Raw genomic sequence first — 22,228 nt, forward strand, 5'->3', positions numbered from 1 at the left:
AGTTCCAATCACTTGTTGTAGAGTTTCAGGATCGGTTCGACGCTCGAGGCGTCGTAGAGGCTGAAAGTGTGGATGTCGTAGCCGATCGGTTCGCCGGCGGCGGCCAACCCGAGCAGCGCCACCGGCATGAAGCCCTGCGCCGACGGGAACTGCCAGGCAGCCGCGTTGACGAAACCGGCCTTGACGGACTCGGCCGTTTCCTTCGAATTGCCCCAGCCGACGACCGGAATCTTGCCGGCCGGCACGCCGGCGCCATCGAACACCCGCTTGACGCTGGCCGCGACGGAATCGCCGAGCGCGATGATTGCCGGCGGATTGTTGGCCACCATGTAGTCCGTCATCTTGGCGATGATGCCGGCCGGATCGGTGCCGCAATCGACCACGTCATATTTGATGCCGAGCGGATCGAAGACGCTGGCAATGCCTTCGGTCTCGAGCTGCTGGTAGCTGGCACCCGGCACTTCGACCGGCAGGAACACCTTGTCGCCCTGCTTCACCATTTTGTGGTCGACCAGATATTTCGCCCAGATGACACCGGCTTCCCTAAGGTCGGCGCCGACATAGGCTTGCCGGCCGGTTGCCGGATCGTCGGTGTTGAAGAACACGATCGGGATGCCGGCCGCCTTCGCTGCCTTGACCTCCTCGGTCCACAGGCCGGGCTGCGCCGAGGTGGTGGCGATGCCGTCCGGCTTAGCGGCAAGGGCCGAATTGAAGGCCTCCTTCTGCGCCGCCATGTCGCCGCCGCTGAACGAGATCTTGCAGGTCACCTTGAGCTGGTCGCAGGCCTTGGTCGCGCCGGCATTCCAGTCGATCCAGAAGGCGTCCGACGGGCCGCCATGCGACAACAGGTAAAACGTCTTCTGAGCGTCCTGCGCCAGCGCCGGCGTACCCAGCGCCACACCGGCAAGAACCGTCGCCGCAGCCGCGATTTTCAACGCGAGTTTCAACATTTCTCTTCCTCCCTTGTTTCTTAACCGAACCGCGCCATCACAGTCCGTTGGCGCGGAATTTCCCATCGAGGAATTTCTTGGCGCGCGGCACGTCGTCTTCCGAAAGATGCTCGATGATGACCGGGATGTTCGGGTGCTTTTCGGCCAGCCGCTTGAGATAAAGGTCGTAATTCAGCGAACCGAGGCCGGGCGCCGGCAGCTCGATCTCACCGACGCCGCGGAAAGTGTGGCTCTCCAGCGCGTCCTCGTCGCCAATGTCGGCGTGCTTCTCCGACTTGTCGCCGCCGGAACGCTTGACGTCCTTGGCGTGGGCGATCTTGATCTTGTCGGTCAGCGTGTCGAACACCTGGTTCAGGATCTGATCCATCCGGTCGATATTGTGGGTTTCGAAATAGTTGGTCGGGTCCATCAACAGGCCGAGGCCTGGGTGGTCGACCTGCGCGAACATCCTCACCGTCTCCTCGACCGAGCCGACGACATTGTTGACATAGGTTTCGAGCAGGAAGACCGCGCCGTGGTCATAGGCCGTCTGGGCAAGGTCGGCGATGACCTTGCGGCATTCCTCGAACCCTTCCTCGGTCTTGTTCTTCGGGTGATGCACCCAGTCGGATTCGGTGTTGTAGGTACCGGTTTCCGAGATCACGTAAGGGGTGCCGAAATGGCGCGCGTTGCGGATGATCTCCTTCAAATAGCCGACGCGCCTCTCGCGCTCGCCCAGGTCCGGATGGATGATGTTGGTGTAGCCCGACACGCAGCAGATCGGCAGATTGTGGTCGCGGAACGTGTCGCGGACGGTCTTGGCCTTGTCCTTGGTGATCTGCCCGGACGATAGGTCGATATCCCTAAAATGCAGGTCGAGCTGCACGGTGTTGAAATCGAGCGCACGGATCTTCTGCGCGGTTTCCTTGAGGCCATACGGGAAATAACCCGTGAAAATACCTGCCTGCATCATGGTGTGAATTCCTCCCTGTAAGTGATTCAGTCAGTTGATATTTCAGAAAGTTTGACCGTCCGGCCCTTGTCGATCGAGCGGTAACCGGCTTCGACCAGCGCCATGGTCTTGACATTGTCCGCGACGGACAGCGCTGGCGGCTCGCCCGTCTTAACCGCGTGCTGAAGCTGCTCCATGACGCCGATGAAAGCATGCGGGAACCACATCGTGTCCCAGCTGGGTGTCACCCATTGACCATCGGTGGTCTCGGTCGAGGCGTAGGTCAGCGTCGACGCAGCGCCCGTCGGCCAGCCGATGGTGCCTTTGGCGACACCCTTGGTGCCGTCGACGCGCCAGTTGATGTGCTGGTCGTCCTGGTAGCCCTCCTGGCGCGGACCGGACCAGACATCCTCCAGCGATACGGCGAGCACGCCGGACGGGAACCGCAGCGTCGACACGATGATGCCGTCCGAATGATCAAAGCGGGTGCGCGGATCCTTGCGGGTCAGGGTGGTGATCTCCAGGGGATCGCCGAACAGGAAGCGCAGTACGTCGAGATGGTGGACGCTCATATTGGCGAGCGTCAGCCGGTCATAGTCCTCGAGGAAGGTCTGCCAGTGCGGGATCGCATGCATGTCGATCTGGGCGAAGACGATGTCGCCGAGCGCGCCGCTGTCGATGATCTGCTTCAAGACGCGCATCGACTGGTCGTAACGCATGTTCTGGTTGACCGAGAGGATCTTGCCGGCCTTGGCCGCCTCGTCGCGCAGTTTGACGGCTTCATCGAGCGACAGCGCCAGTGGCTTCTGCGCCAGGATCGCCTTGATATGTGCTTGGTTCAGCGCATGGCGGATCAGCGCCGGCTGCTGGTCCGGCGGAAAGGCAAGATCGATGATCTCGACGTTCTTGTCCTCGATGAGTTGTTCCGGCGTGTTATGGACGGTCGGGATATCCCAGCGCTTGGCGACCTTCTCGGCGCTGGCCTTGGTGCGCGAGGCGATCGCCACCACCGGAAAACCGGCTTCCTTGTAGGCGGCAAGGTGACATTCGGCCATGATCATACCGGCGCCGACGCAGCCGATCCTGTATTCCCTGGTGCGGACTTTAGCGTCCGGCTCGAAGCCGTTGCCCGCTATTTCTTCGCTTGCCATATGTTCCTCCCGAAGCTCGTTTCTTGCAGCCGCCGTCATCTTGCCAGCGCTTCCCCGCTTTGCCCGAAATAATGCACCCTGCCCGGCTCGCAGGATATCGCCACCATCGCGTCCGGCCTGATGTCCGGCTGGCCGCGCAACAGCGCCCGCAGGCGCGCCTGCCCGGCGGCGAGCGTCACCACGGTGTAGCCGCCGAGCGGCTCGACCTCGAACACTCGCGCCGGGCGGCCCGCGCCCCCCTCCGAGATTCCATCCGACCAGGCCTTGACCTTGATGTCTTCCGGCCTGAGCCCGATCTCGACGGCATCGGCCGGTGCCGCCTTGTCCGCGATGCGGATCGTGCCTTCGGCCGCCTCCACGCCTTCCGCGCCGTGCACCGACTTCAATATGTTCATCATCGGCGACCCGAGCAGCCGCGCCACATAGGTGCTGGCCGGCCGGTCATAGATCTCGGCCGGCGCGCCGATCTGCCTGATCTTGCCGCTCTCCAGTATGGCCATGCGGTCGGCGACCGACATCGCCTCTTCCTGGTCGTGCGTGACATAGATCAGCGTCTTGCCGAGCTCGCGCTGGATGCGCTTGAGCTCGACGCGCGTCTCCTCGCGCAGCCGGGCGTCGAGCGCCGAGATCGGATCGTCCATCAAATAGGCAGCCGGATCACGCACCAGCGCGCGGGCGATCGCGACGCGCTGCCGCTCACCGCCGGAAAGCTGCGCCGGCGGTTTGTGCAGGATATGTCTGATATGCAGCTTGGCCGCGACATCGGCGACGCGTTTTTCGATCTCGGCTTCTGCCACCTTCCGCTCGACCAAAGGAAAACGGATGTTGTCGCGCGCGCTCATATGCGGGAACAGCGCCAGATTCTGGAACACCATGGCGACATTGCGCTCCGCCGGCGACACCGTGTTGACCGGCTTGCCGCCAATCAGGATCTCGCCCGTGTCCGGGGTTTCCAGCCCGAGCACCAGACGGAGTATCGTCGACTTGCCCGACAGCGGCGGCCCGAAGAAGCAGAAGAACTCGTTGTCGTTGACCGCGAACGAGGCATCGTCGACAGCCAGCGTGCCGCCATAGCGTTTTGTCACATTACGGAAAACGATATCGGCCATCTCAACCTGCTCTCAACGCAAGGCCGGTAGCGGCGTCGAAGACGCGCACCGCCTCCGCCGCAGGCGCGACGACGGCTGTCTGCCCGATCGCCAGCCCGACATCATTGTCGAACACCGCCTTCACCGCGGTCTCTCCCTCGCCAAGATGGATGATGGTGCGCGCGCCGATCCGCTCGACGAAACTCACCGGCATGCAGAGGCCACGGCCGCTTTCGGCCAGCGTCACCTGCTCCGGTCGAAAGCCATAAAACACCTCGCCGCGCATCCGGCTGGCGGCATCGGCGATCTCGACCGGCAGCGGCGGCGTCGCCCCGAGTGGGCCAAGATCGACGACCAGGCCACGGTCACTTTCCGCCAACCAGCCCTTGAGCAGGTTCATGCCCGGCGCACCGATGAAGCGGGCGACGAAGACGTTGGCCGGGTTGTTGTAGACTTCCAGTGGCGTGCCGACCTGCTGCAGCACGCCGTGGTCCATCACCGCGATGCGGTCGGCCATGGTCATCGCTTCGAGCTGATCGTGGGTGACGTAGACCATGGTCTGCCGGAACTGCCGCTGCAGTTGCTTCAATTCGGTCCGCATCACCGCCCGGAAGGCGGCGTCGACATTGGACAGTGGCTCGTCGAGCAGGAAGATCGCCGGTTCCATGATCGCCGAACGGCCAATCGCCACCCGCTGCAATATGTTGACCGAAAGCCGGTCGGCCTTGCGGTCGAGCAGCGGCGTCAGCTGCAGCATCTCGGCAATGGCGCCGACGCGGCGGTCGATCTCGGCCTTTGGTGCGCCGCGCATTTTCGGGCCGTAGGCGAGGTTCTGCCACACGCTCATATGAGTGAAGATCGCATAGTTCTGGAAGACGAAGCCGACGCCGCGCCGCCCCATCGGCACGCCGGCCATGTCGCGTTCGCCGAACAGGATCTTGCCGCCGGTCGGCTCTTCCATGCCGGCGATCATGTTCATCGTCGTCGACTTGCCGCAGCCGGACGGCCCGAGCAGCGCCATGAACTCGCCGTCGGCAATGGCCAGATCCATCGTCTGCAGCGCAGTGAAGTCGCCAAATTTCTTGACAAGGTTTTGCAGATGGATCGTGCTCATGCCGCCACCTCGCGTACCCGGGCCATGCGTTTCATGGCAAACACAGCGGCGATGGACAGCACGATCAATATGGCCAGCGCGATTGCCGCCACATAGCCCCAGATCAGGTCCTGCGTGGTGAGCTTGTAGATGTAAACGGAGATGGTTTCGGTAGCGACCCCGGGACCGCCGCCGGTCATGATGTAGAGGGTGTCGAATATTTTGAAGTTCTCGATCACCCGGATCGCCAGCGCAATGATGATGATCGTCTTCATCTTCGGCAGCACGATGGTGACGAAGCGCTGCCAGGGGTTGGCGCCGAGCAGCGTCGCCGCCTTGATCTGGTCCTCCGGCACGCCGACCAGGCCGGCAAGCAGGATCAGGAACATCAGCGGCGTCCACTGCCAGATGTCGGCGACCATCACCGCGATCAGCGCCAGCGTCGGATCCGAGAGCCAGGCGATGGTGACGGGAAAGCCTGACATCGCCGACAGGATGTCGTTGACCGGGCCGCCCGACTGAAACAGCATGAAGAACATGTAGCCGGCCACCGCCGGCACCACCATCATCGGCATCAAGAGGATCGAATAGAAGATCCGCTTGCCGGGAAACTCGTCGGCAAACAGCGTCGCCAGCGCGAGGCCGAGCAGGAACTCCGCCGGCACGCAGACGATCATGACGATGGCCGTGCGCTTCAGCGCGCTCCAGAAGCGCGCGTCCGCGGCAAGGTCGGTGTAATTGGCGAAACTGTTCCACATCGACCAGGCATTCCACCAGCCGGTGCCCGACAGCGGCGACCAGTCGGTCAGGCTGATGTAGAGCTGCATCAGCAGCGGGAAGACGGCGATGAACAGCACCAGGATCTGCGCCGGCAGGGTCAGCCGGAATCCGAGCCGCGCGCCCTCGTCCGGCAACACCGACGCCGCCTTGGAGGCTTGCATGTCGCCCTCCGAAATTGTGGCTGTCACCGAGCTCATTGCTTGAGCGCCCCGAAGGTCAGCCCGCGCACCAGATGACGCTGGATGGCGATGCCCATGATCACCGGCGGCACCGCGGCGATCAGGCCGAGAGCTGCCTTGGCGCCGTAGAGCTGTCCGGTCATCGAGGAGGACAGCGAGGCCATGTAGACCGGGACCGTGACCCATTCGCGCGTCGTCAGAAGCAGCGCAATCAGATAGTCCGACCAGTTGAGGATGAAGACGAACAGCGCGGCACTGGCCAGCGGCGCCCGCATCATCGGCAGCGTGATGCGGGTGAAGACGCGCCACCGCGAACAGCCCTCGACCAGTGCCGCCTCCTCGATCTCGCGCGGCATGTCGTCGAAGAAGGTCTTCATCAGCCAGAAGGCGAAAGGCAGCGTGACGATGCCGTAGATCAGCGACAGCCCCCACCAGCTGTCGGTGAAGTTGAGGAAGGCCCACATGATCATCACCGGGGTCATGACCGCCATCGGCGGAAACAGGCGAAGCTGGATCAGCGCCAGCGGCAGGTTCTGGCCCGAGTTGAAGCGCGACAGCCCGTAGGCCGCCGCTGTGCCCGCCGACATGGCGATCGCCGTGCCGAACGTGGCCGACAGCAGCGACGACAGGATCGGCTTCAAAGCTGTGCGGTCGAGCGCGACGATAAGATTGTTGGTCGATTCACCGAAGACGAAGCGGAAATTGCTGAGTGTCGGGTTCTTCGGCCACCAGGTCAGGTCGGCGCCGGTCGCCGACCATTCGGCGATCGGCTTGAACGCCATCGACATCATCCACAGGATCGGCACCAGCGTCACCGCCATTGCCGCAAAGATCGCGGCATAGCGGAATATCTCGAAAGGAACTGAACGCTTCATCTTGCGGCTTTGCTGGTCCTTCGTTATCGAGGGGAAGAGCAATCACTCCTGCCCTCTTTGGTAAGATCCGGGAGGATCAGGCGATCGGATCGAGAACGGTGGGCCAGGCCTCCTTGTTGGTCTTGATGGCTTCGAGAAGCTTCTCCTCGCCGGTGCGGCGGGCAATCTTCTTCCACTCGGCCTCGGTGTCGGCCATCGCCTGCTCTGCTGTCTTGGCCTTGGTCAGCGCGGCGACGAGGTTCTCGTCCAGCGCATTGTGGAAGGCGGTGGCGCCGGGATAGTTGATGGTGGGCACGGTGCGGGCGACCGTCTCGCGCACCACGTCCATGTGGTAGGCGTGATAGGTCTGGCGAACCAGCGGATCGGAGAAATCCGACAGCCGGAACGGATCGAAGTAGCCGCCCGGATTGGCGGTCATCCAGGCGTAGATGCGGCTTGAACCCAGCCACTGCAGGAACAGGTAGCAGGCCTCCGGATTCTTGGCTTGCGAGGAAACCGACGCCGACAAATTGAGCCACAGCACCGACCTGCTGACCAGCTTGCCGTCGATCTCGCGGCCGGGCGGCAGCATCGAGCCGATCTTGCCGGTGACGGCTGAATCCTTGTTGCCGGCATTGTCGAGGAATTTCGGCAAATTGGAGAAGGCGCAGGTCATGGCCGCGCCGCCCTTGGCGAAATTGCCGTACTGCTCCGGCCAGCCCCAGGAGATCGCATCCGGCGAATGGTGCGCAAGCGACGCGATGTACTCGCTGGTCGCCGCAATACCTTGCTCGGAATTGATCAGCGGCTTGCCGGTATCGTCGAACAGGAACTGATTGGGCGAAGCCATTGAGACATAACGCTGATACCAGTTGGTATAGCCCCAGCCCTGGTTGCGCAGATCGGTCGAGCCGAACAGGCCCTTGTCCGGGCGCTGGAAGAAGGCTGCGATCTCGTCATGCTGCTTCCAGGTCTTCGGCGCCGCCAGTTCATAGTCGTATTTGTCGGAGAAGGCCTTCTTCTCGGCTGCGTCGCCGAACAGATCGGTGCGGTAGACCCAGGTCTGGAAGTCGCCATCCAGCGACACGCCATAGGTCGAGCCGCGATACTGATTGAGCAGCGAGACGCCCTTGGCGCCATTGACATAGCCGCGCTCGGGATCGTCCCATTCCGGCTTGTACTGCGCGACGAAGTCGTCGAGCTTGAGGATGCCGCCGGTCTCGGCGAGGTCGCCAAGACGGTTCCATTCGACCGTGTAGATGTCATACGCTCCACCCTTGGTGGAGATGTCCTGCATCGTCTTGGTGAATTCCTGGCCGTTCGGCACACCGACGATCTCGAGCGGAATACCGGTTTCCTTCTCCCAGAGATCCTTGATCGACGGCGCACCGGCCGGAAACGGCTGCGTCAACTGGCCGATCGAACCATCGGACAGGCCAAGCACGATCTTGGCCGGCGCCTTGCCGGCGCCCTTCATCGCCTTGGCCGCCTCAATGGCGCGGCCCTCGGGCGTGTCGGCGCCATATTGATAGCGCTCCGAGCCGTCGAAGCCCGTCGGGCCACCGATCATGCCGGGCGCCAGGGCATCGGCCGCATAGGCACGGCTTGGGCGAATGAATTTCGGTGCGATACCTGCGGCAGCAACAAGGACTGCCGCCTTTCCACCGGACGCCAGCAAACGGCGCCGCGACACGCGGATCAAATTCGACATTGGAACTCCTCCCTCAGGGCCTTGTTCCTCCACGGCCCTTATGATGGATATTGACGGCACTATACGAAGCCTGTCAACATCATAAATAATCAAGACACCTCATAATATCTCATGAGAGGGGACGAATGGCGTGTATCAAGGCACTCACACTGAAGCCGGTGCTTGAATTTGAGGGAGCCGGGCTGCCCACCTCCCCGCTTTGGTCCGTTTCGGCATTTTGGTGTAGCGCGGCAGCTTGCGCATTGGCCAAGGCTGGTTACATCATTTCCCATCAGAATCGCGGCTGGCGATGAAGCCGCCGCTTCGACAGCGGACCCATGAAATGCGTAATCTCGATGCGCCCTTGGCGCATTTTGGAATGAGGTGATCGACAGTGCGGTCCACCCTGACAGACATAGCCCGGGAAGCCGGCGTTTCCGCCGCCACGGTCGACCGTGTGCTCAACAACCGCGCCGGGGTCAGGGCGCGCACCCGCGAGGTCGTGCTCGAAACGGCGCAACGGCTTGGCTATATCGCTGAAAATTCGAATAATCCGAGCTCGCGCAACGCGGTACCTGGTGAGGTTATACGGCTCGATTTCGCCCTGCCCGCCGGCACCAATTCCTTCATCAAGATGCTGCACCGCCAGATCGAGGCGCAGGCGCAGTCGCGGCCGGACCTCGACGTCCGCGTCGCCACCATCGAAGGCTTCAATCCGGACCGGCTTGCCCGTCTGCTGCAGGAACTGCACGGGCAGACGCAAGGCGTCGGTGTGATCGCGCTCGACCATCCGACGGTCCGCGAGGCGATCCGCTCGCTTTCGGCCAGCGGCGTCAAGGTCGTCACCATCGCTTCCGACATCCTGCATGTGCCGAGGGTTGCCTATATCGGCATCGACAACCGCGCCGCCGGCCGGCTCGCCGGCTACCTGCTCAACCGCTTCATGGGCGCCGGACGTCCGGGCAAGGTCGCGCTGTTCGCCGGTTCGCTCTCCTACCGCGGCCACGAAGAGCGCGAGATGGGCTTCCGCCACATACTGACGGAAGAATCGCCCAATCTGCAGATCGTCGAGATGCGCGAAATGCTCGATGATCGGGAAAAGGCCTATTCGGAGGCTTCCGCCCTGCTGGATCGGCACCCGGACCTGGCCGCCATCTACAATGTCGGCGCCGGCAACACCGGCATCGCCCGCGCGCTACGGGAACGCGGGCGGGCACTGTCGACGGTCTTTCTCGGCCATGAGGTAACGGAAGGCACCAAGGAGCTTTTGCTCGACGGCACGCTCGACGCGGTCATCGACCAGAACCCGCGCGTCGAGGCCCGTGAAGCGCTCAACACCTTGACCCATGCGGTTCGCGGATTGCCCTACGAGCTGCACCAACCGAGGCTGCAAGTGATCTTCAGGGAGAGCATCCCGGAGATCTGAGCGGAAGCTTGGGGCAGATGGGGCGCGAGTACCCACTGAACATGACGTCATAAAGTTCATGACTTAGTCGGCGCCTGCTGTCTCCGGATACAGCGCCTGCGCCAGGTCGCGGACCGCATCGGCGGTGCGCGGGCCAAAGCCGACCATATAGGCGCCGTCCAATACGATCAGCGCCTTTGCCTTCGCCGCCGGCGTGGCGCTCAGCGCGCGCGTGGCGAACACGTGCTCGGCGGTGGGTCCGCCCTTGCCGTCGCTCATCATCAGGATGACGTCGGGCGCCATTTCGATCAGCTTCTCCTCCGACGCTGCCTTGTAGCCCTGCATTACGGCCATCGGATTGATGCCGCCGGCATAGCGGATGATCGCGTCGGCCGCAGTGCCCGCACCGGCAGCACTCAGCCGCACGAGGCCGTGGAAGAACACCACCTTCTTGCGTCGCTCGGCCGGCATTTTCGCGGCGAGGTCGGTAGCGGCCTGGAAGGCGTCGAGCACTTGCCTTGAAACCTTCCTGCCATTGTCCTCGAGGTGGAGCGAGGCGGCAATCAACGTAATCTTGTGGTCGATGCCTTGAGGACTGTTGTCTTCCGGGACAAGGACAAGCGGGATCGCCAGCGATTTGAGCACTTCGATCGCCTCCGGCGGCCCGCTGTCTTCGGCCGCCAGGATCAGGTCCGGGCGAAGCGCGACCAAGCCTTCGGCGGACAACTGGCGCCGGTAGCCGACATTGGGCTTTTGCGCGGCGGAAGCGGGATATTTGCTGCCGCGATCGACGGCGATGATCCGCTCGCCGGCACCCAGCGCATCGACGATCTCGGTAACATCGGAACCGAGTGTCAGGATCCTGGTTCCCGGACCGGTCGCGACGGTGCGCCCCGATGCATCGACAACCGTCTCGGCGGCGAGCGCCTTGAAGCCGCAAGACGGCGCAAGAGCAGAAAGCGCCAGCATCAGCACCGTCACCATCCCGCCCAATTGAAACCAGCGCGTCTGCCTCCACCGTCTACCGCTGCAGAGCCCGCCGTTTCGCTGCTCCATTTGAGATAATTCGGTCATGGTCGCGGCCTGTAAAATTAAGTTGACTATTCTAATCATGTTTTAATAAATAGCCCTGCCCGGCCCGCGTGTCGAGGCTTCTCCATCATGCCAGCCAGGGCCAACGGCCGCCGCCAGCAATCTTTGCTTTTCCGGGGGCTGCACGCATGAAACTGACAAGCAACAAGACCTTGATGGCGAGCACCGCGCTCGCCTTCGCGCTCGGCCTGTGTGCCGCGCCGCCGCTGGCCGCCGCGCAGGAGCCGGAGAAGAAAGGCGCCGCCGCCAAGGCCGACCGGCCGGTCAAGGTCGCCCAGCAGGCTAAAACTGGGCAGAACGAGCCGACCGTGCTCGACCTGATCACCATCTCGGCGACGATGATCAAGACGGCGATCATCGAATCGATGGCCGCCATCAGCGCCGTCGATCAGGAAGAACTCGAACGCATCCAGCCAGACACCGCCGCCGACATGTTCCGCACCACGCCCGGCGTTGCCGCCTCGATGAACGGCGACGATCCGGCGACCGCCATCAACATTCGCGGCCTCGAACAATATGGCCGCGTGGTGGTGACGCTCGACGGCGCCCGCCAGGATTACTGGCGCGTCGGCCACGGCTCGGGCTCATTCTATGTCGAGCCGGAACTGATCAAGGAAGCGACCGTCATTCGCGGCCCGGTCTCGAATGCCTATGGTTCGGGCGGCATCGGCGGCGTCGTCTCCTTCGAAACCAGGGATGCCGGCGATTTCCTCAAGCAGGAGGAACGCTGGGCGCTGAGCGAGAAGCTGGGCTATGAGGATAATGGCGACGGCTTCACCACCAGCACCACCGGCGCCTACCGTTTCAGCGATGACGCCGACATCATCGGCAACCTCATTTACCGCGACCGCGACAGCTACACCGATGGCAATGGCGACACCGTGCCATGGACCGGAGAGAGCATCACCAGCGGCTATGTGAAGGCGACCCTGCGGCCCGCCGACGGCCACGAGCTCAAGCTCGGCGCGATCCTGCAGCGCTACAGCGACCAGATCACCGGATCGAGCGGCTCGACCTCGCCGACGCTGAGCCGCTACGACACCGACACGACCAACCAGACCTACACGGCTGGCTATACGTGGAGGCCGGACGACAACGAGCTGGTCGACCTCAGTGTCAACGCCTACCACAACCGCACGCGCGCCGAGCAGACGCAGGTCTGGCCGGCAACGGCGATCGGCAACTTCCGCTACTACGACGTCGCCACGAGCGGCTTCAACCTGAAGAACTCCTCACGCTTCGATGCCTGGGAGATCGCTCACGCCCTCACCTACGGCCTCGATTACTACTATCTGGAGGCTTCGTCGGACGCCGCGCATTTCGGCGCCGGCGAACAGCAGGGCTATGGTGGCTTCCTGCAATGGCAGGGCGACTATGAGAACTGGCTGCAGCTCATCGCCGCCATGCGCTATGACGGCTATCAACTCGACGGTGAGACAAAGACCGTGCCGCCGGCGGAAGCCTCGATTTCCGGCGACCGCTGGTCGCCGCGCCTCACCGTCGGGTTAACGCCATTGGAAGGTTTCCAGCTTTACGGCACCTATTCGGAAGGCTACCGGGCGCCGGGCCTGCAGGACGTCTACCGCGGCGGCGGCGCGCATGGCGGCGGCGACAGCTACCAGCCCAACCTGCTTCTGCAGCCCGAAACGGCGAAGAACTGGGAAGCCGGGATCAATCTTAGATATGACGATGTGCTGGCCGCGGGTGACCTGTTTCGTGCCAAGGTCAACGTCTTCCACACCGCCGTCGAAGATTATATCGACGTCGACCTCACTGTGTTGCCGCGCACGGCGATCAACATCGGCGACGCACGGCTGAAGGGCATCGAGGCCGAGGCCGTCTACGACTATGGCTGGGGTTTCGTGAACCTCGCCGGCGCCCTGATCGACGCCAAGGTCGTCAGCGGCGTTTACTCCGGCCAGGCGCTGAACAACACGCCGCTCGACCGCTTCTCGGCGACCGTCGGTTTCCGCATGCTGGAGGACCAGTTCACCGTCGGTGCGCAATATCTCAGCGTCGGCAAGATCACCCGGACAAGCCGCACCAACCCCGACGCGCCGCCCGTGGTCGATGAAGGCTTCGACCTGGTCAACGTCTTTGCCAACTGGCGCATCAACGACCATGCCGAACTCGATTTCGGCGTCGATAACGTCTTAAACACCGCCTACACCGACCCGCAAAGCGCCTGGTCGACGACGGCGGCGACGGAACAGGGCAAGGGCCGCACCTTCAAGGTGGCGCTCACTGGCAGGATCGGAGGTTGAGAATGAGGGAAGCATCCGCGAGCGGACTGGCCTGCGAAGCGCGCTTGAAGCTGCGTAACCTGCCGCATTACATCGACCGCATCAGCGACAGGCTGCAAAGCTTCGATGCCGATGCCTCGCGCGAGGGGCAGCGGCTCGACTTCCGCTTCGCCTTCGGCGACGCGTCCCTTGACATGGAGCGGCTGGTGATGCGGGCCAACGCCGCCGACCGCGATGGGCTGGCCCGCATCAAGGACCTGCTGGCTACCGCTGTCGAAGTCTATGCCAAGGAAGAAAAACCCGAGATCGTCTGGACCGGCGATCTCGCCGAAGAAACCCGCCTTGCGCAGTTCCGTGAGATGGTCGTCACCCAGGTCGGCGACCTGACTCCGCATATGCGCCGCATCCGCTTCGCCGGCGACGATCTGGCGCGCTTTGCGAAATTCGGCGCCATGCATATCCGCGTGCTGTTTCCGACCCGCGACGTGCCCGATCCGCTCTGGCCCGTGCTCGGCAGCAATGGCCTCCCGGTCTGGCCCTCGGACGACAGGCGCCCAGTAGCGCGCGTCTATACCATCCGAGCCCTCGACGTCGAAAACGGCATCATGGACGTGGACTTCCTCATCCATCCCGGCGACAGCGTCGGCGCCCGCTGGGCCATGCAGGCGGCGCCTGGCATGAAGATCGGCATCATGGGGCCGGTCGGCCGTCCGGTACGACCGGCGTCATGGTATCTCATGGGCGCCGACGAAACCGGCCTGCCGGCGCTGGCCCGCATGCTGGAGACGCTGCCCGCCGAGACCAAAGGCGTGGCCTTCATAGAGATCGCCGACGACGGCGAACGGCAGGCCATCGACAACGAGACCGGTATCGAGCTGCATTGGCTGCCGAGAAATAGCGTGCCGGCCGGGCTCGACGACAGGCTGGCGCGCGCCATCCAGTCGGTCGCATGGCCGACCGGTTCGGCATTCGGCTGGTTCGCGGCCGAAGCAGCCGCCGCCAGGACGGTGCGCGAACACTGGCGCGGCACGCTGACGCTCGACCGCAACGAAACACTGGCGGCGGCCTATTGGCGGCGGGGCGCGGCGGGACTAATGGCCGGCTAGATCTTGCTCACCATTGCTTGGGCATCTTCGCCCAGATCGATTGCGATCCGGTCGCCGGAGACAATGCCTGATATCTCGCAGACGACCAGCGGCATGCTGATTTCATAGAGGAATTCGGCAACGATGGCGCCGACGGCAAGGATCGGATCCGGCCGCTCCAGGATAATGCCGGCCGGCGCCGTGCCCCTGCGGATCGCTTCGGCCAGAACCGAAGACGAGGACGACGACCCCCGCCCGCTCGGCATCACCAGGATCTTGCCGGCGATGTTGCCGCCGAGGTTCGGGTGCGAATGGTCGATGATGTCGCCCGTTTCGACGTCGATCCCGCCCCAGAAGCTGAGCGCCTGCGAAAGCACCAGCGCCGGGCCTTGCGCCGAGCCGGCAAGGTGGAATGTACCTGTTCTGTCCGGCCCCCTCATGGCGCGCCTCGCACGACGCGGCCGGCAGCAGCCGAGCGGATGCAGTCCTCCATGTCACCGAAGGCCACCGAGACACCGATATTGCCAGGTGCGTAATGCGCCCATTTGCCCGAATTGGTCATCACCACACCGTCGAGGCGCTCGATGATCGTGGTGACGTAAGTGCAGGTGTCGGCGACCGGAACGAGGCCGAATGCTTCCATGCCGGCCAGTGCGCCTTCGTCCTGCAGCCGCGCCAGGGTGGCACGCCCTGTGTTGACATAGATCGGAACGCCTCTGCCCGGCGCGACCTCGCGCAGCAACGGCAACAGGCGCATCCATTCCTCATGGGAGAAATGCGGCGTGCCTAACGAAACGGCGGCAAGCAGCACACCGTCGGGGACGCTCGACAGCCTGGCCAGAGCATGGTCGATGTCGGCGCGGCTGATGCGGATTTTTTCCTCCGGCACCAGGCCGTGCAACGCCTCATCGAGGGTCTTCGCCTCCGGTGTGATGCCGACGGCATGAAATAGCGCCACCGCGCCCATCGTTGCCGCCGCCGCCCCCAGTGCCTTCAGTTGGTCCTCGTCGCGCGGCGGCGGCAGGCCCGATATCACCGGAATGCGGTCGCCACTCCTTTGCCCGACGATCAGCCCGACGCCGACAAACAGGGCGTCGGTAGGCTCGAGACCGCCAGTCAGCTCGAACAGAACCTGGCCACGCCGGTTTTCGATCAGGTGCAACCCCCAGGCTGGCGCGCGCCCGGTGATTGCGCAGCACAAATCGATAAAATCGCCATAGCGGTTGGTCCGTGCCCCGATCACCGAATTGGCGAAGACGATGGCGTTGGATTCACCCCAGGCGATCTGCTCGCCAAACCCTGGCCGAAACCGCGTCTGATAGGGCGCGCAGGTGAAGGTCGCCTGGCAGCCGAGTTCCAGATGCGCCTTCATCAGACGGCGCGCCGGCACTTCTTCCGCGGCTGTCATCTTCACCAGTCCGGGATGGATCAGATCGAACGAGCCGACATTCAGCGTCGTTGGCACCCGAACGCGGCCGCCACCCTCGATCAGCCTTTCGACGAAATCGAGGCTGGCCTGACCGTGATAGAGGCAGCCGTCGATATGGGCACCGGCAATGTCCAGCAATTTGCGCGCGTCGACCGCCTTCGCGAAGGCGACCAGGATCTCCATGGCGGCAGCCGCTGCCGAGCCTTGCTCGCCATGCACCATCGACTGGTCGCCCGCATTCAATTCAAGCGACATCGAGTATTCCGCTTCACACTTTGCCCGACCATGCTTTCCCCGATTGCGGACCGCCTGGCAAGACTGAAGGATTGGATCTGCTAGCTCGCGTCGATCAGCACCGTACTCTCCGACGACCAGCGCAGCACCACCTGTTGTCCTTCCGCCAGCTTTTCGATGCCGGTGTTCTGCACGATGACCTTGATTGTCTGGCCATCGCGATCGACAAAATATGTGCTGTTGTTGCCGGCGAAGATACGCTTGGAGACCCGCCCCGTGAGCATGTTGGCATGGGCTCGGTCCGGAACGCCGGCATTGGTGGCGATGCGGATTCGTTCGGGCCGCACGGCGCAGCTCGCCTTCATGCCGGCGACAAGCGTAGCCCCCGCGCCTGCGGCAATCCCCGTTCCGTCAGGCAGCCGGATGCCCGTACCAGTGGCGTTGCCGCGAAGGATGTTGGCGTCGCCCAGGAAGGTGGCGGCAAACTCACTCTTCGGCCGATCGTAGATCTCCTCGGGCGGGCCTTCCTGCACCAGCTTGCCATCGCGCAGAATGCCGATGCGGTCGCTCATCGTCAGCGCTTCTTCCTGGTCGTGGGTGACGAAGATCGTGGTGATGCCGATCTCGCGCTGAATACGCTTCAATTCGATTTGCATGTCCACGCGCAGCGCCTTGTCGAGCGCGCCGAGCGGCTCGTCGAGCAGAAGCACGCGCGGCGTGGTGACGATCGCGCGAGCGAGCGCCACCCGTTGGCGCTGGCCGCCGGAGAGCTGGTGCGGCCGGCGACCACCGAGCGTGCCGAGTTGCACGAGGTCGAGTGCGCGCTGCACCTCGCTGGCAATCACCGCCTTGGGCTCGCCGCGCACCGACAGTCCGAAGGCGACATTGTCGGAGACGCTCATATTGGGAAAGAGCGCGTAGTTCTGGAACACCATGCCGATGCGCCGCTTCTCCACCGGCACCCGCTCAACACTTTCGCCGCCTATGGAGATGCGACCAGAGTCGGGAAAGTCGAAGCCTGCGATCTGGCGCAGCAGCGTGGTCTTGCCGCTGCCGGAGGGACCGAGCAGGGCGTAGAAGCCGCCGTCGGCGAAATCGATCGAGACATCGTCCAGCGCCTTGTGCGCGCCAAAACTGCGCGACACATTCGATACCTGCACGCCCGCCATTATTTCTCTCCGCCGAATTTGAAGAAGCGCGCCGTCAGCAGCATCAGCGCCATCGACACAACAATGATGATCGTCGAGACAGCATTGATCTCGGGCGTGAAACCCTTGCGGATCGCGGCGTAGATTTCGACCGGCAGCGTCGTCTGACCGGGCGTCGACAGGAAGTAGGATACGACGAACTGGTCGAAGGACACGGCGAAGGCGAACAGCCCTCCGGCGATGACGCCCGGCATGATCCAGGGCAGCGTGACGCGGTTCGTCACCTGCCATTGATTGGCGCCGAGCGAGCGCGCCGCCTCTTCCAACTCGGGCGCGAAGGTCTGCAGTCGCGCCGACACCACGACGATGACATAGGGCAGCGCAAGCGCGACATGGCCGAGCAGGATGGCGAACAGGCCGCGCCCGATGCCGACGCCGAAGAAGAAGATCAACATCGCCGTGCCGGTGATCAGCCACGGAATGGCGATTGGCGGAAACAGCAGCGCCTGCAGGAATTTCTTGCCGCGAAACTCATAACGGTAGAGCGCCAGTGACGCCGCCGAGCCAAGCACCACGCAAATGATGGTGGTGATGACCGCGATCTCGAGGCTGTTCCAGGTGGCTGAGATGAGCTGGTCGTTCTGCCACAGCGAGGCATACCATTCCGTCGTCCATTCGAACGGCAGCTGGTAGAAGGGCGAAACGTTGAAAGACATCAGCGCCATGATGATGATGGGCACATAGAGGAAGGCGAGCAATAGCCAGACGTACAGGCGGCCGAGCCATTCGAGGATCCGTGTCGCCGCCATCACGTAGCCCTCCTCAGCACCGGCGAGGCTACCGCCAGGATGACGAGCACGACAGCCAGCAGGATGAAGGAGAGCGCAGCACCCAGCGGCCAGTTGAACACGGCGACGAACTGGTCCTCGATGACAGTGCCATAAAAGGTGCCGGTACGGCCGCCAAGGATGCGCGGCTCCATGAACGAGCCAACGACCGGGACGAAGATGAGGGCTGCGCCAGCCACCAGCCCCGGCATCGACAGCGGAATGATGACCCGCTTCAGCACCTGCAGCCGCGAGGCGCCGAGCGAGCGCCCAGCCTCGATCAGCGAGTCATCGATGGCCTGCAGGGTCAGATAGCAGGTCAGCACCATGTAAGGCACGTAGGAGTGCACCAGCCCGATAATGACGGCCGGATAGGAATACATGAGATCAATGTTGATCTTGAACGGCAGCACGGCGTTGAGCGCTGTGTCGAGAATGCCCCCTTCACGCAGCACCATCGCCCACGAGAAGATGCGCACCAGCCCGTTCGACCAGAACGGCAGGATGACGAGCAGGAAAATCGCCTCGCGGCTGCGGCCTTTCAGCACCTTGGCCAGCACGTAAGCGGCGGGATAACCGATGACGATGCACCACAGCGTCACCTCGAGGCCGAGGCGCAGCGAGGCCACCAGCAATGTCAGGTAAAGGCTTTGTGAAAAGAAGGCGGCATAGTGTTCGAGCGTGAATGCCCACGGCTTTCCCGATAGCGGCAGATCGATCATGAAGGAGAAGAAGACCATGGCCGAGAGCGGCAGGAAAATTGCAACCGTCAGCCAGAGATAGGCAGGCGCCAGTAGCGGCAAGGCCGATCTCAGCCCGCTGCGCGACGCGGCTGCGATCTGTACTGCCATGACATCTCCTCCCAGGATAGGAAGGATCAGCCGACGTTGATGGTCGGCTGATCGCGGCTTCTGCTGTTACTTCACGTCGACCTTGAGCTGCTGCCAGAGCGCCAGATAGGTCTCGCGCTGCGCGTCAGTAATCGGCGCCTGGAACTGGATGCGCTTGGCGACAGCCGGGTCGCCCATCACCTTGCGGTTGAAGGAACTCTCTGGCAGCGCTTCGACCGCCTTGGTGTTGGCCGACACCGGCGCGCCGACCTTGGTGACCCATTCGACATAGAACTTCGGGTCGATCATGTAGTTGATGAAGGCTTGCGCCCCGGCGACGTTCTTGGAACCGACCGGAATGGAAAAGGCGTCAAGCCAGGCGACGGCACCCTCCTGGGGAATGACCAGCGAGACCGGCAGCTTGAAATGCGTCTTGGCGCGGTCGGCCGAGCCGCTCCAATAGGTGCCGATGTCGATCTGGTTGGAGGCAACCATCTGGTTCCAGTCGTTCTCCGAGCTCCAGAACGTCTTGATCTGCGGCATCAGCGAGGTCAGCTTCGCCTTGACCGCCTCCATGTCCTTGACGTCGTTGATGTTCTGGCCGGTAGCGATGGCGCCGAACTGCACGGCCTCGACGGCATCGTCACGGATGGTAACGCGGCCCTTGTGGGCGGGATCCCACATTTCGGCGATGCTGGTCGGCGGCTTGTCGAATGACTTGTCGTTGATGGCGAGCGCCGTCAGCCCCCAAACCCACGGCACCCCATAGACCTTGCCGTCATGGACAAGCATCGATGATCCGGCCTTGTCCTTGCTGATGTCGGCATAGTTCGGCAGCTTGGACGTGTCGATCGGCTGAATGAGCTTTTCCGCCATCGCCTGATCGTTGAAGGCGGCATTGATCATGACGACATCGTAAAGGCCGGGATTGGTCCTGAGCTTGGTCAGCATTTCCTGTTCGGAATTGAAGAAGTCGTTGACGACCTTGTTGCCGGTTGCCTTTTCGAAGGCGGCTATGGCCCAGGGCTCGTCGGCGCCATAGCCCTTCCAGTTGAGTACGTGCACCTCGTCGGCCCTGGCGGCCAGCGTAAGCGCCGAAGCGAAGACAGCGGTTGCCGTCAGAAAAGCAGTCAGTTTGGGCATGCGCATGTTCGTTCCTCTCATTATTGCCCGGTTGGCGGGCTTGTTATCCCATTAGGCTGTCAGAAATGGGCCTCTTGCTTCCGGCCATGCACGGTCGTCGGTCGATATCGTCATGGCTGAGGAATCGCTGGATCTCCTGGTCGTTCGGCGCCGACGACCCGCCATGGCGGGTGACCGAGAGCGCCGCCGCCGCATTGGCGTAACGCGCCGCTTCGAACGGCGACACGCCGTGCGACAGCGCGCTGACGAAGGCGCCGATATGAGTGTCGCCGGCGCCGTTGGTGTCTACCGCCGCGACCTTGAACCCGGGCACATCTTGGGCGGTGCCGTCGGCCAGCCGCACGAAGCAGCCTTTTGCGCCAGCGCGGACGACCACGCCTGCCGCGTTGGGGCAGTGGCTGGCCAGCAGCCGGGCAGCAATAGCCTCGACATCGCCGGTGCCGGCGATCTCAGCCGCTTCGGCGGCGTTGCAGCTCAGCCAGCTCGTGCGCGCCAGCACCCGGTCGAGAATGGTGCGCGGAATGTCTGAGATGATCGGCGTCGGATCGAAGACTAAAGGAATTTCCGCCGGCAGCACCTCGATCCAGTCGACAAGCGCCTCTCGGCTTCCCGGATAGCTAAGCGTATAGCCGGAGGTGAACACCCAGTCGCCCGGTGCGACCGAGATGAGCGCCATCATGTCAAGGCTGAGCAAACTCTCTGCACCAGGCCACGAGACGAAGGTGCGCTCGGCATCGCTCGAGACCATGGCGACGCAATTGCCACTGTCCAAAACCGGCGATGCCGGCGTCAGTGTCTCGATCCCCTCCGTGGCTAAGGCCGCGCGCAGGAAGTCGCCATTGGGTCCGCTGCCGAGCTGGCCGCCGAACACCACCTTCATGCCGGTGCGGCTGGCTGCGACCATCATGTTGAAGCCGCCGCCGGCGACTTGTGCAAAGCTCGATGCGGTCTTCTCCGTGCCCGGTGCCGGCAAGGCATCGATGCGGTAGACATAGTCGACCACCGCGCTGCCGATATGGACGAGACGCCCGCTCATGCTGCCGCATCCTTGCCGGACCTGCTCTTCGCCGTCCGCAGGGCGACCAAGTCGGCGGCGAGCGCGCGCACCCGCCCAATGTCTAGGCCTTTGATCCGGGCGATGTGTTTCTGTGGCAATCGGGAAAAGCCGGTGCAGGCACCGGCCATGCCGGCCGCGATGGCGCCGATCGTGTCGGTGTCGCCACCGAGATTGGCGCTGATGACTGCCGCTTGCCAGGGATCGCCGCCGGCGACTTCCAGCACCGCGAATGCAGCCGGAACGGACTCCTGACTGGCGACGCCGGTGCCGACCAAATCGGTGATCAGCCGGATCGCGTCGCTCGTCTCCTTGCCGCGTACGAGCTTCTGCGCCCACCCAATGCGCGCGGCGATGTCACCGCCGGTCACCCAATAGCCGAGCGTTGCCCCGTGCCTCGCCCCGGCGATGGCTCTGTCGGAAGCGGCGCGCCAGTCACCGCCAGCGATGCCGCGACTGATGGCGGCAGCGACCGCTGCGGCCGAAGCGATTGCGATTGACGTGTTGTGCGTCGCCCTGCAAGTTTCGGCCACTTTGCCGACCAGTGCGTCAAGCGGCTCTGGCGGCATCATGATGCCGACTGGCGCGATGCGCATGGCTGCACCATTTGTGTCGCCGCTGCGTCCCGCTTCCTCGGCTGGCATACCGTTATTGATGGCGTCGATGGCGCGTTTGGTTGATGGTCCCAGCAGATCGTAGCTGCCGCGCGCCTTGACATCGCGTTCCCAGTCGAGCAGCGCGTTGACCCACCGCGCATGGTCGAACCGGTTACCGGATTCGACCAGGATACGGCCAAGCAGAAGCGCCTGTTCTGTGTCGTCGGTGATCGTCCCGGCCGGGAGTCCCTTCGACACCGGATGGTCGGCGAAAGGAGCAATGAAGTCCTCGACATGACCGTAGAGTTCGGCAATCCGCGCCGGCGACAAAAGCTGCGTCGGCATTCCCAGCGCATCTCCCAGTGCCCCGCCCACAAGCGCTCCCATGGCCCGATCGGTTATGTTCCCGGTGTCGTCCGGCATCAC

General features: G+C 63.4%; 20 protein-coding genes. 3 read left to right on the forward strand and 17 right to left on the reverse strand.

What is annotated here, in order from left to right; genetic code table 11:
* Nucleotides 1-8: 8 nt before the first annotated feature.
* The 8 genes from NKG95_RS04560 to NKG95_RS04595 all read right to left on the reverse strand — a co-directional run bounded on the left by NKG95_RS04560 (nucleotide 9) and on the right by NKG95_RS04595 (nucleotide 8,737).
* Nucleotides 9-950 (reverse strand): sugar ABC transporter substrate-binding protein, encoded by a 942-nt coding sequence (locus NKG95_RS04560; protein ID WP_353040051.1) that lies wholly within the window; start codon nucleotides 948-950, stop codon nucleotides 9-11.
* 37 nt (nucleotides 951-987) lie between these two features.
* Nucleotides 988-1,902 (reverse strand): sugar phosphate isomerase/epimerase family protein, encoded by a 915-nt coding sequence (locus NKG95_RS04565; RefSeq protein ID WP_353040052.1) that lies wholly within the window; start codon nucleotides 1,900-1,902, stop codon nucleotides 988-990.
* Nucleotides 1,903-1,928: 26 nt separating this feature from the next.
* The gene (locus NKG95_RS04570; RefSeq protein ID WP_353040053.1) at nucleotides 1,929-3,032 is read right to left on the reverse strand and encodes a Gfo/Idh/MocA family protein; all 1,104 of its coding nucleotides are present in this window, start codon (nucleotides 3,030-3,032) and stop codon (nucleotides 1,929-1,931) included.
* Nucleotides 3,033-3,067: 35 nt separating this feature from the next.
* Nucleotides 3,068-4,141 (reverse strand): ABC transporter ATP-binding protein, encoded by a 1,074-nt coding sequence (locus NKG95_RS04575; protein WP_353040054.1) that lies wholly within the window; start codon nucleotides 4,139-4,141, stop codon nucleotides 3,068-3,070.
* 1 nt (nucleotide 4,142) lies between these two features.
* Complete coding sequence (locus NKG95_RS04580; RefSeq protein ID WP_353040055.1) at nucleotides 4,143-5,234, reverse strand: ABC transporter ATP-binding protein; 1,092 nt, start codon at nucleotides 5,232-5,234, stop codon at nucleotides 4,143-4,145.
* Nucleotides 5,231-6,190, reverse strand: a complete 960-nt coding sequence (locus NKG95_RS04585) for a carbohydrate ABC transporter permease (RefSeq protein ID WP_023721284.1) — start codon at nucleotides 6,188-6,190, stop codon at nucleotides 5,231-5,233. The genes NKG95_RS04580 and NKG95_RS04585 overlap by 4 nt, the downstream gene beginning before the upstream one ends.
* Entirely contained in the window at nucleotides 6,187-7,047 is an 861-nt protein-coding gene (locus NKG95_RS04590; RefSeq protein ID WP_023721285.1) for a carbohydrate ABC transporter permease, read from the reverse strand. The genes NKG95_RS04585 and NKG95_RS04590 overlap by 4 nt, the downstream gene beginning before the upstream one ends.
* Nucleotides 7,048-7,123: 76 nt before the next feature.
* Nucleotides 7,124-8,737: an extracellular solute-binding protein gene (locus tag NKG95_RS04595; RefSeq protein WP_353040056.1), complete on the reverse strand. Its 1,614-nt coding sequence runs from the start codon at nucleotides 8,735-8,737 to the stop codon at nucleotides 7,124-7,126.
* 373 nt (nucleotides 8,738-9,110) lie between these two features.
* On the opposite strand from NKG95_RS04595, the gene NKG95_RS04600 reads away from it, so the two are divergent.
* Entirely contained in the window at nucleotides 9,111-10,142 is a 1,032-nt protein-coding gene (locus NKG95_RS04600; protein ID WP_353040057.1) for a LacI family DNA-binding transcriptional regulator, read from the forward strand.
* 63 nt (nucleotides 10,143-10,205) lie between these two features.
* Here NKG95_RS04600 and NKG95_RS04605 read toward each other — a convergent pair whose 3' ends face one another.
* The gene (locus NKG95_RS04605; RefSeq protein WP_353040058.1) at nucleotides 10,206-11,090 is read right to left on the reverse strand and encodes a heme/hemin ABC transporter substrate-binding protein; all 885 of its coding nucleotides are present in this window, start codon (nucleotides 11,088-11,090) and stop codon (nucleotides 10,206-10,208) included.
* Nucleotides 11,091-11,341: 251 nt separating this feature from the next.
* Here NKG95_RS04605 and NKG95_RS04610 point away from each other — a divergent pair, with 251 nt between their 5' ends.
* Nucleotides 11,342-13,477: a TonB-dependent hemoglobin/transferrin/lactoferrin family receptor gene (locus tag NKG95_RS04610; RefSeq protein WP_353040059.1), complete on the forward strand. Its 2,136-nt coding sequence runs from the start codon at nucleotides 11,342-11,344 to the stop codon at nucleotides 13,475-13,477.
* 2 nt (nucleotides 13,478-13,479) lie between these two features.
* Nucleotides 13,480-14,562: an SIP domain-containing protein gene (locus NKG95_RS04615; protein WP_353040060.1), complete on the forward strand. Its 1,083-nt coding sequence runs from the start codon at nucleotides 13,480-13,482 to the stop codon at nucleotides 14,560-14,562.
* On the opposite strand, the gene NKG95_RS04620 is transcribed toward NKG95_RS04615, so the two are convergent.
* From NKG95_RS04620 to NKG95_RS04655, 8 genes are all read right to left on the reverse strand, one after another.
* A complete protein-coding gene (locus tag NKG95_RS04620) occupies nucleotides 14,559-14,981 on the reverse strand; it encodes an aconitase X swivel domain-containing protein (RefSeq protein WP_023721289.1) in 423 nt (140 codons plus the stop codon). The two genes, NKG95_RS04615 and NKG95_RS04620, sit on opposite strands and share 4 nt — an antisense overlap.
* The gene (locus NKG95_RS04625) at nucleotides 14,978-16,225 is read right to left on the reverse strand and encodes an aconitase X (protein WP_353040061.1); all 1,248 of its coding nucleotides are present in this window, start codon (nucleotides 16,223-16,225) and stop codon (nucleotides 14,978-14,980) included. Before NKG95_RS04625 ends, NKG95_RS04620 begins: the two co-directional genes overlap by 4 nt.
* A gap of 80 nt (nucleotides 16,226-16,305) precedes the next feature.
* The gene (locus NKG95_RS04630; protein ID WP_352481610.1) at nucleotides 16,306-17,373 is read right to left on the reverse strand and encodes an ABC transporter ATP-binding protein; all 1,068 of its coding nucleotides are present in this window, start codon (nucleotides 17,371-17,373) and stop codon (nucleotides 16,306-16,308) included.
* A complete protein-coding gene (locus NKG95_RS04635; RefSeq protein WP_353040062.1) occupies nucleotides 17,373-18,161 on the reverse strand; it encodes an ABC transporter permease in 789 nt (262 codons plus the stop codon). Before NKG95_RS04635 ends, NKG95_RS04630 begins: the two co-directional genes overlap by 1 nt.
* Nucleotides 18,161-19,030, reverse strand: coding sequence for an ABC transporter permease (locus NKG95_RS04640; protein ID WP_353040063.1), 870 nt, complete (start codon nucleotides 19,028-19,030; stop codon nucleotides 18,161-18,163). The genes NKG95_RS04635 and NKG95_RS04640 overlap by 1 nt, the downstream gene beginning before the upstream one ends.
* Before the next feature lie 66 nt (nucleotides 19,031-19,096).
* Nucleotides 19,097-20,158: an ABC transporter substrate-binding protein gene (locus tag NKG95_RS04645; protein ID WP_353040064.1), complete on the reverse strand. Its 1,062-nt coding sequence runs from the start codon at nucleotides 20,156-20,158 to the stop codon at nucleotides 19,097-19,099.
* Between the two features lie 37 nt (nucleotides 20,159-20,195).
* Nucleotides 20,196-21,188, reverse strand: coding sequence for a PfkB family carbohydrate kinase (locus NKG95_RS04650; protein WP_353040065.1), 993 nt, complete (start codon nucleotides 21,186-21,188; stop codon nucleotides 20,196-20,198).
* Entirely contained in the window at nucleotides 21,185-22,225 is a 1,041-nt protein-coding gene (locus NKG95_RS04655; RefSeq protein ID WP_023721296.1) for an ADP-ribosylglycohydrolase family protein, read from the reverse strand. Before NKG95_RS04655 ends, NKG95_RS04650 begins: the two co-directional genes overlap by 4 nt.
* Nucleotides 22,226-22,228 lie beyond the last annotated feature (3 nt).

Origin of the sequence: Mesorhizobium sp. M1423 (assembly GCF_040317575.1) — a bacterium.
In the GTDB taxonomy this organism is placed as follows: domain Bacteria; phylum Pseudomonadota; class Alphaproteobacteria; order Rhizobiales; family Rhizobiaceae; genus Mesorhizobium.

What these genes read in the sequence shown, in the direction of transcription:
- NKG95_RS04560 (WP_353040051.1), bottom strand. Translation starts at nt 950, where the DNA reads ATGTTGAAACTCGCGTTGAAAATCGCGGCTGCGGCGACGGTTCTTGCC.
- NKG95_RS04565 (WP_353040052.1), bottom strand. Translation starts at nt 1,902, where the DNA reads ATGATGCAGGCAGGTATTTTCACGGGTTATTTCCCGTATGGCCTCAAG.
- NKG95_RS04570 (WP_353040053.1), bottom strand. Translation starts at nt 3,032, where the DNA reads ATGGCAAGCGAAGAAATAGCGGGCAACGGCTTCGAGCCGGACGCTAAA.
- NKG95_RS04575 (WP_353040054.1), bottom strand. Translation starts at nt 4,141, where the DNA reads ATGGCCGATATCGTTTTCCGTAATGTGACAAAACGCTATGGCGGCACG.
- NKG95_RS04580 (WP_353040055.1), bottom strand. Translation starts at nt 5,234, where the DNA reads ATGAGCACGATCCATCTGCAAAACCTTGTCAAGAAATTTGGCGACTTC.
- NKG95_RS04585 (WP_023721284.1), bottom strand. Translation starts at nt 6,190, where the DNA reads ATGAGCTCGGTGACAGCCACAATTTCGGAGGGCGACATGCAAGCCTCC.
- NKG95_RS04590 (WP_023721285.1), bottom strand. Translation starts at nt 7,047, where the DNA reads ATGAAGCGTTCAGTTCCTTTCGAGATATTCCGCTATGCCGCGATCTTT.
- NKG95_RS04595 (WP_353040056.1), bottom strand. Translation starts at nt 8,737, where the DNA reads ATGTCGAATTTGATCCGCGTGTCGCGGCGCCGTTTGCTGGCGTCCGGT.
- NKG95_RS04605 (WP_353040058.1), bottom strand. Translation starts at nt 11,090, where the DNA reads ATGCTGGCGCTTTCTGCTCTTGCGCCGTCTTGCGGCTTCAAGGCGCTC.
- NKG95_RS04610 (WP_353040059.1), top strand. Translation starts at nt 11,342, where the DNA reads ATGAAACTGACAAGCAACAAGACCTTGATGGCGAGCACCGCGCTCGCC.
- NKG95_RS04615 (WP_353040060.1), top strand. Translation starts at nt 13,480, where the DNA reads ATGAGGGAAGCATCCGCGAGCGGACTGGCCTGCGAAGCGCGCTTGAAG.
- NKG95_RS04620 (WP_023721289.1), bottom strand. Translation starts at nt 14,981, where the DNA reads ATGAGGGGGCCGGACAGAACAGGTACATTCCACCTTGCCGGCTCGGCG.
- NKG95_RS04625 (WP_353040061.1), bottom strand. Translation starts at nt 16,225, where the DNA reads ATGTCGCTTGAATTGAATGCGGGCGACCAGTCGATGGTGCATGGCGAG.
- NKG95_RS04630 (WP_352481610.1), bottom strand. Translation starts at nt 17,373, where the DNA reads ATGGCGGGCGTGCAGGTATCGAATGTGTCGCGCAGTTTTGGCGCGCAC.
- NKG95_RS04635 (WP_353040062.1), bottom strand. Translation starts at nt 18,161, where the DNA reads ATGGCGGCGACACGGATCCTCGAATGGCTCGGCCGCCTGTACGTCTGG.
- NKG95_RS04640 (WP_353040063.1), bottom strand. Translation starts at nt 19,030, where the DNA reads ATGGCAGTACAGATCGCAGCCGCGTCGCGCAGCGGGCTGAGATCGGCC.
- NKG95_RS04645 (WP_353040064.1), bottom strand. Translation starts at nt 20,158, where the DNA reads ATGCGCATGCCCAAACTGACTGCTTTTCTGACGGCAACCGCTGTCTTC.
- NKG95_RS04650 (WP_353040065.1), bottom strand. Translation starts at nt 21,188, where the DNA reads ATGAGCGGGCGTCTCGTCCATATCGGCAGCGCGGTGGTCGACTATGTC.
- NKG95_RS04655 (WP_023721296.1), bottom strand. Translation starts at nt 22,225, where the DNA reads ATGCCGGACGACACCGGGAACATAACCGATCGGGCCATGGGAGCGCTT.